This window comes from Meiothermus cerbereus DSM 11376 (assembly GCF_000620065.1).
Classification (GTDB): Bacteria; Deinococcota; Deinococci; order Deinococcales; family Thermaceae; genus Meiothermus; species Meiothermus cerbereus.
Genome location: NZ_JHVI01000022.1, coordinates 1 through 13,557 on the forward strand (window position 1 = coordinate 1; position 13,557 = coordinate 13,557).

General features: G+C 58.6%; 15 protein-coding genes and 1 pseudogene. 5 read left to right on the forward strand and 11 right to left on the reverse strand.

The window, feature by feature from the left end; all coding sequences use genetic code 11:
- Positions 1 to 585 (reverse strand): annotated as a pseudogene (locus Q355_RS15675) (helix-turn-helix domain-containing protein); the annotation flags it as partial.
- Positions 586 to 756: 171 nt separating this feature from the next.
- Positions 757 to 1,107 (reverse strand): hypothetical protein, encoded by a 351-nt coding sequence (locus tag Q355_RS0108980; protein WP_027877495.1) that lies wholly within the window; start codon positions 1,105 to 1,107, stop codon positions 757 to 759.
- A 126-nt stretch (positions 1,108 to 1,233) separates the two neighbouring features.
- On the opposite strand from Q355_RS0108980, the gene Q355_RS0108985 reads away from it, so the two are divergent.
- Complete coding sequence (locus tag Q355_RS0108985) at positions 1,234 to 1,704, forward strand: Lrp/AsnC family transcriptional regulator (protein ID WP_027877496.1); 471 nt, start codon at positions 1,234 to 1,236, stop codon at positions 1,702 to 1,704.
- A 148-nt stretch (positions 1,705 to 1,852) separates the two neighbouring features.
- On the opposite strand, the gene Q355_RS0108990 is transcribed toward Q355_RS0108985, so the two are convergent.
- The 9 genes from Q355_RS0108990 to Q355_RS0109030 all read right to left on the reverse strand — a co-directional run bounded on the left by Q355_RS0108990 (position 1,853) and on the right by Q355_RS0109030 (position 10,227).
- Positions 1,853 to 2,821 (reverse strand): 4Fe-4S dicluster domain-containing protein, encoded by a 969-nt coding sequence (locus Q355_RS0108990; protein ID WP_027877497.1) that lies wholly within the window; start codon positions 2,819 to 2,821, stop codon positions 1,853 to 1,855.
- A gap of 70 nt (positions 2,822 to 2,891) precedes the next feature.
- Positions 2,892 to 3,977 carry a bifunctional 3-deoxy-7-phosphoheptulonate synthase/chorismate mutase gene (locus Q355_RS0108995; protein WP_027877498.1) on the reverse strand — a complete coding sequence of 362 codons (1,086 nt, stop codon included), beginning with the start codon at positions 3,975 to 3,977 and terminating at the stop codon, positions 2,892 to 2,894.
- Between the two features lie 108 nt (positions 3,978 to 4,085).
- The gene (tatC, locus tag Q355_RS0109000) at positions 4,086 to 4,838 is read right to left on the reverse strand and encodes a twin-arginine translocase subunit TatC (RefSeq protein WP_027877499.1); all 753 of its coding nucleotides are present in this window, start codon (positions 4,836 to 4,838) and stop codon (positions 4,086 to 4,088) included.
- Positions 4,839 to 4,849: 11 nt separating this feature from the next.
- A complete protein-coding gene (gene tatB, locus Q355_RS0109005; RefSeq protein ID WP_027877500.1) occupies positions 4,850 to 5,104 on the reverse strand; it encodes a Sec-independent protein translocase protein TatB in 255 nt (84 codons plus the stop codon).
- Positions 5,105 to 5,242: 138 nt separating this feature from the next.
- Entirely contained in the window at positions 5,243 to 6,616 is a 1,374-nt protein-coding gene (glmU, locus tag Q355_RS0109010; RefSeq protein WP_027877501.1) for a bifunctional UDP-N-acetylglucosamine diphosphorylase/glucosamine-1-phosphate N-acetyltransferase GlmU, read from the reverse strand.
- A gap of 44 nt (positions 6,617 to 6,660) precedes the next feature.
- Entirely contained in the window at positions 6,661 to 7,572 is a 912-nt protein-coding gene (lgt, locus tag Q355_RS0109015) for a prolipoprotein diacylglyceryl transferase (protein ID WP_027877502.1), read from the reverse strand.
- 13 nt (positions 7,573 to 7,585) lie between these two features.
- On the reverse strand, positions 7,586 to 7,807 hold the full coding sequence (locus Q355_RS0109020) for a glutaredoxin family protein (RefSeq protein WP_027877503.1): 222 nt from the start codon (positions 7,805 to 7,807) through the stop codon (positions 7,586 to 7,588).
- A 228-nt stretch (positions 7,808 to 8,035) separates the two neighbouring features.
- Entirely contained in the window at positions 8,036 to 9,265 is a 1,230-nt protein-coding gene (locus Q355_RS0109025) for an aminotransferase class I/II-fold pyridoxal phosphate-dependent enzyme (protein WP_027877504.1), read from the reverse strand.
- Positions 9,266 to 9,267: 2 nt separating this feature from the next.
- On the reverse strand, positions 9,268 to 10,227 hold the full coding sequence (locus tag Q355_RS0109030) for an L-threonine 3-dehydrogenase (protein ID WP_027877505.1): 960 nt from the start codon (positions 10,225 to 10,227) through the stop codon (positions 9,268 to 9,270).
- 175 nt (positions 10,228 to 10,402) lie between these two features.
- On the opposite strand from Q355_RS0109030, the gene Q355_RS0109035 reads away from it, so the two are divergent.
- The 4 genes from Q355_RS0109035 (at position 10,403) to Q355_RS0109050 (ending at position 13,479) form a co-directional block, all read left to right on the forward strand.
- The gene (locus Q355_RS0109035) at positions 10,403 to 11,347 is read left to right on the forward strand and encodes a CobW family GTP-binding protein (protein WP_245597542.1); all 945 of its coding nucleotides are present in this window, start codon (positions 10,403 to 10,405) and stop codon (positions 11,345 to 11,347) included.
- Positions 11,348 to 11,410: 63 nt separating this feature from the next.
- On the forward strand, positions 11,411 to 12,112 hold the full coding sequence (gene lipB, locus Q355_RS0109040) for a lipoyl(octanoyl) transferase LipB (protein ID WP_027877507.1): 702 nt from the start codon (positions 11,411 to 11,413) through the stop codon (positions 12,110 to 12,112).
- Complete coding sequence (gene lipA, locus Q355_RS0109045; RefSeq protein ID WP_027877508.1) at positions 12,109 to 13,083, forward strand: lipoyl synthase; 975 nt, start codon at positions 12,109 to 12,111, stop codon at positions 13,081 to 13,083. The genes lipB and lipA overlap by 4 nt, the downstream gene beginning before the upstream one ends.
- A gap of 6 nt (positions 13,084 to 13,089) precedes the next feature.
- Complete coding sequence (locus Q355_RS0109050; RefSeq protein ID WP_036259140.1) at positions 13,090 to 13,479, forward strand: DUF3054 domain-containing protein; 390 nt, start codon at positions 13,090 to 13,092, stop codon at positions 13,477 to 13,479.
- Positions 13,480 to 13,557 lie beyond the last annotated feature (78 nt).

The window sequence follows — 13,557 nt, forward strand, 5'->3', positions numbered from 1 at the left end:
TCCACATGGCCGTTGAGCTTAGGACTTCGCGGGGGCAGCACGAAGAGCCGGATGCCCAGAGCCTGGCAGCCCTCCTCAAACGCCGCCATGAACTCGCTTCCCCCATCCACCTGCACCGCCCGGATGGGAAAAGGACACCGCTCCACCCGTCCCTGGCCCTCCAGGTAGACCAGGATGCGCCCCACCGTGCGCTCGCTCAAGGTATAGCCCGCCTTCCGCAAGGAAAGCCAGATGGGCCAGCGCCCCCAGGTGGGGTTCTCCTTCCGCAAGCCTTCCACCTGCGCCAGCAGCTCGGGGGTCCAATGCACCTTGCCCCGCAGGCGTTGGGGTCGCTTACTTCTGGGTTTCAGGCCGGTGAGTCCCTGCTCCTTGAGCCTTCCCTTCCAGCGGTAGTAGCTGGCCCGGCTGAGGCCCACCACCTCCTGCACCTCGCTCCAGGGTACCCCCCGTTTCCTGAGGGCTTCCACCTGCTTGAGCTGGCGCAGGCGTTCTAAGGACTGTGGGGTCACCTGCGCCGGCCTCGGCCAGTTCTAAAGCTTTCCTGGCGCCCCTAAAGACCTCTTTGCCAACTGTGGTAAGCTGCATCTGGGGAACCTCCTCTTCCTAAAAGTGGTTCCCCTATTTTGCTTCACTCGGAGTCTCACCTGTGTTTGTCCGAGTACACCCAGTGGTTAAAAAGTTGAAAAACGAATGCGCCTGTATCCAGCGGAGCTTCCTGGCAAGAAGCACACTACGGGTTCCTCAGGGGGCAGGACACTAGCTGGCGCAACTCAGCATTCGGTTCAGCAGCCGTGGGTTCTGCGTGTGGGCCTGCAACTCGAGGGCCAGCAGCTTCAGGTATTCGGCAAAGAAGGGCTCGAGCTGGGGTCGCCAGTTCACCAATAGGGTTTCGGACAAACCCAGGTGTTCAGCCCATAGCTCCACAAGCTCATCGGCTTTGATGGGAAGGTGCGCCTGCAAACGATAAAGCAACGTTGGAATTAAGTGCTCAGACACAAAATGCCGGTCTACCAACCAGTCTTGCTGGCCACCTTGCTTTTGCACAAACAGGGCGAGGGCGGTGTGGGCGCTTTGCTCCAGAGTTTTGGCGTTAAGGGCGTGCTTCATATCGTTCTCCCCGATCGGCTCGACTCGAGCCGATGTCTTAATGGTAGTAGGCACATGAGCGATTGAGAATGGTAAAACAAAAGAAAAGTGGGCTCATAACAAGCAAAACTAAAGTAAACTTTGCATATGGCTATTGATTCTAAATATCTAGATGGAACCTCTTGGAAAATCCTCGAGCTGCTCCAGCAAAACGCCCGCCTGCCTTTTAGCGAGATTGGCCGGCAGGTGGGGTTGTCGGCTCCTGCTGTTGCCGAGCGGGTGCGCCGGATGGAGGAAGCTGGGATCATCCGGGGCTACCGGGCCGAGGTAGACCCAGGCAGACTGGGCTACACCCTCGAGGTCTTTATTCGGGCCGAAATAACCCACAGCAACCACGATGCAGCCATCCGTTACATTGCTCAGCTACCCAATGTGCTCGAGTTCTGGAACCTGACGGGCCGCGATGGCTACCTGATTCGAGCAGTTTTTCGCTCCGTACAGGAGCTCGAGCAGGTGCTCAACCAAAAACTGGGTATGTACGGAACCACCACCACCGCCCTGGTGCTTTCCAAGCCGGTCGCCTTTCGCGTCCTAAGCAAGGAGCAAGCCGCTTTATAATCGAGCGCACCCTTTCCGGGCAGTTGAAGCCCAGGTTTGACTGAACAGTCTCTAACAGCGGGGCGACGCTCTTTTCGCCCTAGGGAGCGAAGGGTGGGCACTGGGCTTCACAGCGATAACTTTGATGGGCAGCTCTGTGAAGCCGCTATTACAGGTCGTACCAGGGTGGCGTTCCGCGAAATAGCTCGATGGGCTCACCCAAAACTTCTGCCCGGCTGGCCTCTACAAGCGAAATTACCTGTGGCGGGCAGCTTTCCACACAGGCCCGGCATCCCGTACAGGCCGACACGTTTAGTTTCAAGACGTACTCTTCGCCCCCTGCGCTGTCGCGTTCACGCTCGACTGCTTTGGTGGGGCAAACGTTGGTGCAAACCGGGCATAGCGTACACCCTTCTGCTACCGCAATGCGCGTCCACTGCACAGCCGGGGCTCGGTAGGCAGCCACTTTACGCAAACGCAGCTCTGCGGGCAGGTCGCCCCGCTTGTCCTCGTAGGGTTCCGCTGGTGGCAGGGGCAGGTTGGGCACCAGCTCGGCAGCCGAGCGCTTGGCCCCGCCAAACATCGCCCCAAAAAACTCCCGCCGACCCACCTCGGCCCCACGTAAGGCCTCCTGCTGCATATGCGCCTCGAGCCCTGGAAAATACCTCTTCGCTTCCTGCAGCGCCCATTGCACCCGCTCTGGAACGGTAGGGCCACCAATCTTGCAGCTTTGGCAGTCGCCGTGGGCCAGCTTGAGCGAACCAAAGCGCGAGGCCGCCTCGGCTAAAACCCCGGGCGTAAGCTGGCCCAGGCAATGGATTTCGTCGCCCGCACCGGGCGCTTTGGAGCAGCGAAGCTGTCCCTGGCCCCGGTGCAGCTTCTCCTGGATTGGGCCAAGCGGAAACTCCAGTGCTACGCCCGGACAAACGGCGGTACAGAGCCCACAGCTGGTGCAGCTCACCTCATCTATCTCGACGGTAAAGTTTTGCAAGTTGATGGCCTGGTGCGGGCACACCTGCTGACATTTATCGCACCCACCCACGCTGTTGCGCTCGAGCAAGCAGCGCGGCCCGGTATATTCCGGGGTGGGGTCGGTTAGTTTGAGAAAAGCGCCTACGAGGTTATCGAGTAATCCCACAATAAACAGCGTACAGGGTAATGGGTAGCGAGGAGGGACAAAACTGACATTTCATCGCGCTGGCGGAGCTTCAAGCAGGGGAGCTCGAGGCCGCCTTTGGCATCAGGTCGCCAAGGGCCTGTAGGAACTGTTCGAACTGGGCAAAGTCGAGCTGCTGTTCGTTATCGGAAAGGGCCACTTTAGGGTTGGGGTGTACCTCAATGTGAACCCCATCGAGACCAGCCGCCAGGGCCGCTCGAGCCAGTGGTGCCAGCAAATCCCGCCGCCCGGTCGCATGGGTTACATCCACAATCACCGGCAGGTGGGTTAGCTGCTTGGCCAGGACGGCCGCCGAAAGGTCGAGGGTATTGCGGGTCCATTTTTCGTAGGTGCGGATGCCCCGTTCGCACAAGATTACCTCGGAATTGCCCTGCGAGAGGATGTATTCCGCGCTATAGAACCACTCTTCAATGGTCTGGGCAAAGCCCCGCTTGAGCAAGACCGGCTTGTTGGCTCTGCCCACCTCGCGCAGCAGGGCAAAGTTTTGCGCGTTGCGGGTGCCCACCTGCAGAATGTCGGCATACTGGGCCACCAGCTCCACATCGCGGGTATCCATCACCTCGGTCACGAAGACCATGTCGTTGGCATCGGCAGCCGCGCGTCCGAGTTTCAGGGCAGGCTCCCCCATGCCCTGAAAACCGTATGGCGAGGTACGGGGTTTGTAAGCACCACCACGCAATACTTTGACCCCGTGCGCCGCCAAAAACCTGGCCGTAGTGAACATCTGCTCTTCCGACTCTATGGAGCAGGGCCCGGCCACCAGCACCTTGCCCCGGCCAAAGACCACATCCCCTACCTTAACCGTGGTGTCCTCGGGTTTTACCTGGCGGGAATAAAGAAATTTTTGCTGATCTTGCTTCTCCTCTAAGTCGAGGGAGGCCTTAAAAATTTCCTTGAACAACCGCTTGATGGTCTCGGCCGGGTAGGGACCAGGGTTCTCCCGGGTGAGGTAGGCCAGCATCTCCTCCTCTCGCTTGGGGTCGTAGTGGGGCATGCCCACCTCAGTTTGAACCCGCCCAATCTCACTCACCAGCCGGCCCCTTTCGGAAAGCAAGCGGAGCAGTTCCCGGTTGATGCGATCTACTTCTTTGCGCAAGTCTACGATTCGCTGGTCCATGAACACAATGGTATACCAAGCCAGCCCCTTTGAGGCAAGCCCGCCTGATACACCCAACCAATCGCCGCATCGGCTGGTGGGGTGATGCCAGTAAAGGTTCCGACAAGCTCAGACCGGGCTGGTCTCAACCTCTTTAGGACGCCCCCGCTCAGCCCACTTGACCAGCAGAATTGAGAAGCCATAAAGCACCATCAGGGGAATAGAAACCAGGCTCAGGTTGACCACGTCTACGGTCGGGGTTATCAGGGCTGCCAGGGTAATCAGCAAGACCACCGCAATGCGCCAGTTGCTGATCAGGAAGCGGCTGGAGAGCATCCCCAGCTTAGCCAGCAGGAAGCTCACCACCGGCATCTCAAAGAGAATACCCATTACGGCCAGGAAGGTAACCACCTGACCCATATACATGCCAATGGAGATTTGCGGCGTAACCACGTCCCCCAAAAAACCCAGCAAGAAGGGCACGGCAAAAGGCAACAGCACAAAATAAGCGAACAGCGCGCCCAGGGCAAAGCTAAAACCCGCTCCCAGGATGAATGGAATCGCCAGTCTGCGCTCGTGAGGATACAAACCGGGGGCAATGAAGGCCCAGATCTGGTAAACGATAAAGGGCAGGGCCAGGGCCAGTCCACCAAAGGCCGCTACCTTAAAAGCGGTAAGGAAGGGCTCAGTGATATTGAGCACAATCAGCTCGGCTTTGAGCGAGGCGCTTGTGTTGTAGGCGTCCAGGGGCCGCCGCAGGGCCTCGAGGATCTGTACACGAAAGGTAAAGGCCACCACGGTCATCGCCGCCCAGGAAACTATGGCCCAGATTAGGCGGTTGCGCAGTTCCTCCAGGTGTTCCATCAAAGGGGCTTCACGCATGGCAACCCCCACTAGGACTTAGGTTCTTCCTTGGCCTCGAGGGGCTTTTTGAGTTCCTCCAGAGGCTTGCTGATCTCTTCTTTGATCTCTTTTAACTCCTGCACATCGGCGGCTTTTTCAAACTCCTCGCGGATGTTCTTGGCGCCGCGTTGAAACTCGCGGATACTCTGGCCCAGGCTGCGCCCCAGCTCAGGCAGCTTGCGGGGGCCAAAAAGCAGCAAGGCGATCAACAAGATAATCAGGATTTCCGTCATTCCAAGGTTCATGGCAATCTCCTAAACACAGTTTACTCGCTACCCTGAAACCCATCTGAAAGCCGGGCCACCGCATGGCCGCCCCCTCGGGTGCAGGTTTCTCCTGGCAGCAGCACAGGGAGGGGCCAAAAAGGCCGGGAAGTTTGCGCTTTACTGGCTCCGCTTGCGCTTAGCATAGTCTTCGATGTTGCGTTGCCGCCCACGGGCAATGGCGAGCGCACCCTCGGGCACGTCCTGGTTGATGCTGCTTCCCCCAGCAATAAAAGAATGGTCAGCAAGCGTAACCGGGGCGATCAAAACGCTGTTAGAACCAACAAACACCCGCTTGCCGATGGTGGTTTTGTGCTTGTGCTGACCATCATAGTTGGCCGTAATAACCCCAGCCCCGATGTTGGATTCCTCCCCCACCTCGGCATCGCCGAGATAAGCCAGGTGTCCGGCCTTGGCCCGCTTACCCAAGCGGGCATTCTTGAGTTCAACAAAATTGCCCACATGGGCGCCTTCATCCAAAAAGGCTTTGGGGCGCAGCCGTGCGAAAGGTCCGGCGTCGGCGCCACTCGATACGTAGGCCTCTTCGCAAACCGTATGGGATTTGATCTTCCCTCCCGGCTCTACTACGGTATCACTTAGCGCCGCATAGGCTCCAACCTCGACCCCCTCACCCAGTCGGGTTTTACCTCGCAAAATTACCCCTGGCCACAAGGTAACATCGGGGGCCAGCTCGACCGTAGGCTCAATGTAGATGGTCTCGGGCTGGATCATCCGCACCCCAAGAGCCATCCAGTGGGTACGCAAGCGCTGTAGCAGCACCTGCTCCACCTGGGCCAGTTGGGCACGGGAATTAACGCCCAAAAGTTCTCCCGTATCCCTGGACTCAATGGAGGCGATTTTTTGACCGGCCTCGCGGTAGATGCGAATCAGGTCGGGTAGGTAGTATTCACCTGCGGCGTTGCGATTGTCCACCAGCTTTAGTTTTTCCCAGAGGCTGGCATCGAAACAGTACACTCCAGGGTTGATCTCCTGAATTGCCCTTTGTTCTGGGGTAGCGTCTTTTTGCTCGACGTTGCCGATAATCTGACCCTGTTCATCGCGCAGGATGCGGCCATATCCGGTGGGGTCATCAAGGTGCATGGTGAGCATGGCCATTCCTGCCCCCTCAGCCTGCATGGTGTGCACCAATCCGGTCAGGGTCTCGACCTGGGTAAGGGGTGTATCGCCCTGGGTTACCACAATGGGACCCTGAAAACCCTGCAAAACTGGCTCTGCCTGGGCCAGGGCATGGGCCGTGCCCAATTGCTGCTCCTGTACCACAAAGCTCAGGTTTGGGTACCCTTCGAAGACCTGGCGTACCTGTTCGGCCCCATGACCTATGACCACCACCACTTTTTCGGCCCCACTGGCAAAAGCGGTATCGATGCAATACCCCACCAGGGGTTTGCCCAGCAGGGGGTGTAGAACTTTTGGTAGCCTTGATTTCATGCGGGTTCCCAAGCCCGCCGCGAGAATCACTACAGCATGTGCCATATCACTCCAATTGTATTGCCAAAAACGAAAGACCCGACCAAAATCTAGCGTTTCTTCCCAGGTGTGCTGGGCCTGGCCGAAGACCCTACCGAAGCAGCAGCAGGCGGGTTTTCACGCGATCCCTTCCAGCGCATTAAGAAAAAGATGGCCAGGGCGATGAGGGGGATGGAGATTATCTGGGTTGCGGTGAAAAGGCCAATGCCTGCTTGCTCGTTGAGGTAAACCTTAATCCACAGCGGGTTGAGTCGGAAGGTTTCCTCGAAGACCGAGCGCAAAAGGCTGTACCACAAAACAAACTGCCAAAACACATAGCCATAGGCTCGGTTCTGCCTTAGCCAGTAGATCGAAAGCAGCAACAGAACCAGCCCAATCAGAACCCCGTACAACTGGGTAAAGTGGACTGGGCCGCGTACCAGCGCCTCCGGGGCACAGCGCACCACCTCGCTAATGTCGTTGATGCCAGGGCAAACACCCGGAAAACCGCTGGCCGAAGCGGGCCAGGTAAACCCGATGGGCCAGTTGGTCAGGCGGCCCACGGTATCGGAGCCGTTCATGATGTTACCTAGGCGACCTGCCACAATGCCCACTGCAACACCCGGCACCACCGCGTCCAGGTAGGCCCAGACCGGGATTTTGCTGCGGTAGTAGTGGTAAATGAATGGAATCAGGCCCCCGATGATCGCCCCGTGGAAAGAAAGGCCGCCCTGCCAGATGTAGAGGGCCGAGATGGGGTTGCTGCTGAAGTCGCCCGGACTTGTAAGCACGTATCCCAGGCGGGCCCCAATAACACCCCAGATAACAGCCCAAAAGGCAATTTGCTCGAATCGGTCGGGGTCAAAACCCCAGCTCTTTAGAATACGCTTGGCAATTTCAAAGGATGCAAAAATGGCCAGTACTAGGAACAGCCCGTACCAGCGTATTTGCAGCGAACCAATTTCGACTAGGATTGGATCCATTCAAAGCCTCCAGTCACAACGATAGTTTCTTGGATAGGCGCTCGAGGGTAAACTTGCCCTCGAGCAGCACCCGGCCCTCGCGCAGGAGAACCGGAACCCGGAAGGTATATAGATTTTTGAGATTTTCGTCAGCGTCTACATCCTGAAAAGTATAGGCAATACCCTGCGCTGCCAACAGCGCCTCGGCCTCCTCGCAGAGGTGGCAACCTTTCCGACTGATCAGCACGTAGCCCATCTGCCAAACAAGTATAGCCCGCACAAGCAGAAATCCAAATGCATCTACTAGAGCACGGTGCATATGCCAAACCCAACCAAAACTACTAGCCGGTGGGTTTAGCCTGGCCGTAGCTATTTTTCGCTGCGGGCACAGACCGCCAAACAGGCTGGAGCAGCCCTTTGCGTTTTTGCTGAAGGTTACTTTAGTTGCGCGTCTAGCAGAGCAAACCCTGGATACTCCATCAACTCAGGCCGCTCTTGCAGCCTGTAAAATGCCCAGCACCTCGTCCACATCGCGCTGGGTGTGTTCAGCAGAAATCTGGAATCGGATGGAGGCCTCGCCTTTGGGCACCACCGGGTACACAATGGCAGTAGCCAAAACCCCCTGTTCACGCAGAAAGCCCACCAGGCGGTTGGTTCGGGCCGCATCGCGTAGGAGCAGCGGAACTACCGGGTGTGCTCCGGGGAAAGACTCGTATCCCAGGCTCAGAAGGCCCTGGCGAAAACGCTCGGTCATGGCGGAGAGGTGCTGCAGGCGCTGCTGACCTTCTGGGGCCTGTACCAGCTTTAGGGCAGCCACCGCGGCGGCCGCTTCGCCCGGCGTGATGGGATTAGAGTAGATGTACATGGGAGAGGTTTCGCGCAGATAAGCAATCAGGTCTGCTGCGCCCACCACATATCCCCCATTCACCCCAAAGGCTTTACCCAGGGTTCCAATCAAAACGTCGGCTTGCGCAGCGGTGTGCTCCTCTGTGCCACGACCCGTAGCGCCAAACGCACCCACCCCGTGTGAGTCGTCCACAATCAGAATGGCGTTTTCCGCAAACCGCTCATCGTACTGTTCTACCAGCCGGGCAATTTCTGCCAGCGGGGCGTGCGAACCGCGCATGCTGAACACCCCGTCGGTAATCACCAGAACCCGCCGGGCTCCCAAAGCTGCGGCCTTTTGCAGGGCTTGCTCTAAGTTATCCAGGTCGAGGTGCTTGTAAATCAACTTCTCCAAAGGCCGCGCCAGGCGCACTGCGTTGATGATGCAGTTGTGGTTAAGCTCGTCGCTGATGAGCACCGTTTGGTCGGTAGTAAGCGGCACCACCACGCTGAGGACGGTGGCATAGGCCGAGGAAAAAATCATGGCCGCCTCACGCCCATGAAAAGCAGCCAGGTGGCCTTCCAGTTCTACGTGCGGCGCATAGGTGCCGCTAATAAAACGCACCGCTCCCGGCCCCACGCCAAAGTGTTCGATGGCTTCCTCCTCAGCTTTTTTGAGGGCCGGATGTCTGGATAGCCCCAGGTAGCTGTTGGAGTTCATGCGGATAAAAGGTTTATCGCCATAGCCTTGCAGCAAGTAGCGTGGCCCCCGATCGCCCTGGGGTGGCAAAATCCCCACCACAACAGTTTCGTGGCCCTTGCGGCGGCCTTCTTGCTCCAGGGTTTCCAGGCTCGGGCGTAAAACAGCACTCAGGCGGTTCAAAGGCATATTCAGACCTCCTTCAGGGCACGTTCGGCTAGTTTTTCTAGCATATCTGCGGTCATGCCAGCCAGGTTATAGCGCGGTTGCCATCCCCACTCCTCTCTAGCGGCGCTGTCATCCAGGGTACGTGGCCAGGATTCCGCGATGGCCTGGCGAAGCGGATCCACGGCATAGTGCATTTTGAAACCAGGGCGGTGTTTCTGGATCTCCGCGGCCAGCTCGGCTGGGGTGCAGCTAAAAGCCATGATGTTGAAGGCATTGCGGTGGCGAAGCCGGGCTGGGTCGGCCTGCATAAGCTCGAGGGTGGCCCGTATTGCATCGGGCATGTACATCATGGGTAGCCGGGTATCGGGCCCCAGGAAAGAGGTGTACTGGTTGTGGCGCAGGGCATGATGAAAAATCTCCACCGCGTAGTCGGTGGTGCCACCGCCCGGGTGTGCGGTGTAGGAAATTAGGCCGGGATACCGCAAGCCCCGCACATCCAGGCCAAACCGCAGCGCATAGTAATCGCACAACAGCTCTCCTGCCACCTTGGTCACGCCGTAGAGGGTATTGGGCCGCTGGATGGTGTCCTGGGGTGTGTGATCCTGGGGCGTGTTTGGGCCAAAGGCCGCAATCGAACTAGGAACGAAGACCTGGGCATTTATCTGGCGTGCAGCCTCGAGCACGTTGTAAAGGCCCTCCATGTTCACCCGCCAGGCTAGCTGAGGATCGGCCTCGGCCCGGGCCGAAAGGATGGCCGCCAGGTGATAGACCACCTTGAACCGGTGGCGCTCGAGCAGTTCCCGTAAGGCATTTCCGTTGGCACAGTCCAACTGCTCATACGGACCACCCAGCGAAGGATGTTCTGCTGGCGCACCCCGAATATCCGTTGCCAAAACCTGTTCGGTTCCGTAAAAGCGACGCAGAGCCGGAACCAGCTCAGAACCCACCTGACCCAACGCACCAGTAACCAAAACTTTAAGCATACACACCTATGTTAGTTCTTCCTTAGCGGGACTTACTGCCCACGCAGCGGGGGTAAGTATAAGCGTTTCCATCTATTTTTTGTCACTAAGAGCAGTCTGCAATTCGACAAAAGCTAAACTGGCAAGCTCAAATGTAAAGCTGGTTTCCCTTCATCGTAGTCGCTGGAGTATGGTAATGCCCATGGCCCAATTGCAAAAGCGCATTCCCGTAAGCATCATCGGGGGTTTTTTGGGAGCCGGAAAAACCACCCTGGTCAACCACCTGGTAGCCAGCAAAGCCCACAGGTTCGGCATCATCGTCAACGAGTTTGGGGAGACGGGCATAGACGGCTCACTGATTGAAAATGTGGACACCGATGGAATCGCCGAGCTGTCCAACGGCTGCTTGTGTTGTGTGGGACGTGAAGATCTGGTCTCGGCCTTGTTTAAGCTTGTATCCCGCAAAGACAAACCTGATTACGTCTTAATCGAGCTATCAGGCCTGGCCGACCCGGTGCCAGTAGCCCAGACCGTGATGGATCCATTTGCCCGCATCAAGTTTGAACTGGACGGCATTATTGGAGTGGCCGATGCCCGCAACCTCGAGCAAACCCTGCGCGATGGCCCCGAAGGCGCGGTTCAGCTAGCCTACGCCAGCACCGTGGTGCTGAACAAAACCGACCTGGCCAGCCCTGCGCAGGTGGCCGAGGCTGAGGGCTTGATCCGCCAGATTAATCCGCTAGCCCAGATTTACCGCACCTCGCGGTCAAGGGTAGACCCACAAGACCTGTTGCACCTGCGCGCATTCGACCTGGACTGGCGGCCCCAGCATTACCAGCACCTGCACACCCCCAAAGTTCAGAGTTTCACCCTTACCGCCGAAGGGCTGCTCGAGCGCCAAAAAGTAAATGCGTTTATTGATCAGTACCTGATTTCCCGACCCGATGCAGTTTTTCGTGCCAAGGGTTTCCTTAGCGTAAAAGGCTTCGACAAGCAGGTGCTGTTTCAGTCGGTGCGTGAGATATTTAGCCTCGAGCTAGCCCAGCAGCCGGTGCAGGCCCTGTCGCGCCTGGTGGTGATTGGCCGGGGCCTGAACCAGCCTGAGTATGAAGAAGCTTTCCAGGCCCTAAAAGCGGGTTGACCTGGCAGCTATGTGTAGCTTCGTTCCTATGCGAACAGCAGGCTGGGAGTATGCTTTAGAGGTATGAGCGCCGCCTTCGAGGTGGAAAAACTTGGAACAGTGCCCTATGCACAGGCCTGGGAATACCAGAAGCAGGTTCACGCCGAGGTGGTGGCGGGGCGGCGTAAGCCCACTTTGCTGCTTTTGGAGCACCCCCGCACCATCACCCTGGGCCGTGCAGCCAGGGCCGAAAACCTGCTGTTGAGCGAGGCCCAGTACCGTGCCATGGGCATTGAACTGTTTAGCATCGAGCGGGGGGGCGACGTCACCTACCACGGCCCCGGCCAGCTGGTGGGGTATCCCATCTTTCCGGTGGGGCGGCAGGTGCGGGGGTTCTTGCGGCAGCTCGAGCAGGTGGTCATGCAGGTGGCCCGCAGCTATGGCATCGAGACCTATGCCACCCCAGGCTACGCGGGGGTCTGGGTGCGCCAGGCCGCGCCGGTGGCAGGCTGGCCCGAGCGCGAGGAAAAGCTCTGTGCCTTTGGGGTAGCGGTCAAGCAAGAGGTGGCCCTGCACGGCTTTGCCCTCAATGTGAACACCCAGCTCGAGGACTTCAACCTGATTGTGCCCTGCGGCATTAAAGACAAGGGTGTAACCTCGCTCCAGAAAATCCTGGGCTACCCGGTTAGCATGAACCAGGTAATGGAACGGGTGGTGCAGGCTTTCGGGCAGCAGTTTCCCAGCTTCGACTTCAAGCCCGCTACTTCTGCAAAGGAACCGGCATGAGCAAACTCAAGACCGTTCAACTCGAGGACTTCCAGCACGGCGGCCTGATCGAACTCAAGGTCATTCCGGGTGGCATTGCCCAGGAACGCCCCGAACCCATCGACCGCAACAAGCCCGCCTGGTTGCGAGCCACCGTGCCTACCGGCCCCAACTACCAGCGCCTCAAAGAGATGACCAAGCGGCTGCGCCTGAGCACCGTTTGCCAGGAGGCCAGGTGCCCCAACATCGGCGAATGCTGGGGGCATGGCACCATGACCATCATGCTGCTGGGCAGCGTCTGTACCCGGGCCTGCAAGTTCTGCGCGGTGGACACCGGCAACCCCAGGGGCTGGGTAGACCCCCTGGAACCCCTGCATGTGGCCCAGGCCGTGGCCGAGATGGGCCTCAAGTACGTGGTGCTAACCTCGGTTGACCGCGACGACCTGCCCGACGGCGGGGCCGCCCACTTTGCCGAGGTGGTGCGGCAGATCAAGCGGCTCGACCCCTCGGTCAAGGTCGAGACCCTCACCCCCGATTTCCAGGGCCACCTGGCCGACGTCGAGACCGTTCTACAGGGCGGCCAGGACGTTTTTGCCAACAACCTCGAGACCGTCCGCCGCCTGACCCCCCGCGTGCGCGACCCCCGCGCCGGCTACGATCAGACCCTGCGGGTGCTCGAGCACGCCAAAAAAGTGCGCCCCGAGGTGCTCACCAAGTCCAGTCTGATGCTGGGGCTGGGCGAAAGCGATGAGGAAATCCGCCAGGCCCTGCGCGACCTGCGGGCGGTGGGGGTGGACATTGTGACCTTCGGGCAGTACTTGCGCCCCACCCAACACCATTTGCCGGTCGAGCGCTACGTAACCCCCGAGGAGTTCGCAATGTACCGCGACTGGGGCTATGAGGAAGGCTTTATGGAGGTGTTCAGCGGCCCCCTGGTGCGCAGCTCCTACCGTGCCGAAAAGGTCTTTTTCGAGGCCACCCAGGCCGAGTAGCCGCCTATGGTACGCACAACCCGCCGCGTAAGCCGAGTGCTGGCCTGGGGCGACGCCGTTTGCATCTTGCTGTTCGCCATTATTGGCCTGCAAACCCACGGCGAGCCCATCGGCCTAGCCGGAATCATCCGCAATGCCCTGCCCATTTTGCTGGTTTGGTGGCTGGTCTCCCCCTTTCTGCGCACCTACACCCGGCCCACCTGGCAAAACCTGCTCTACACCTGGGCCATCGCCGTGAGTACTGGCGTCTGGCTACGTTTTATGGTGCTAAATAAACCCTTCGACCTCGGTTATCTCGTCTTCTGGGCTGTAACCCTGGGCGCAACCTTGGTCTTGCTGCTGGCCTGGCGGGGGCTGGCTATGCTTCTGGCAAACCGCCTAAGAGCCAAATCTTGAAACCAAAACGGCTTTGTAGGTGGGTGATAAGAAACGTCTTTGATTTGTTCTTTTTCTGGGGCCCCCGCCTGAAGCGCG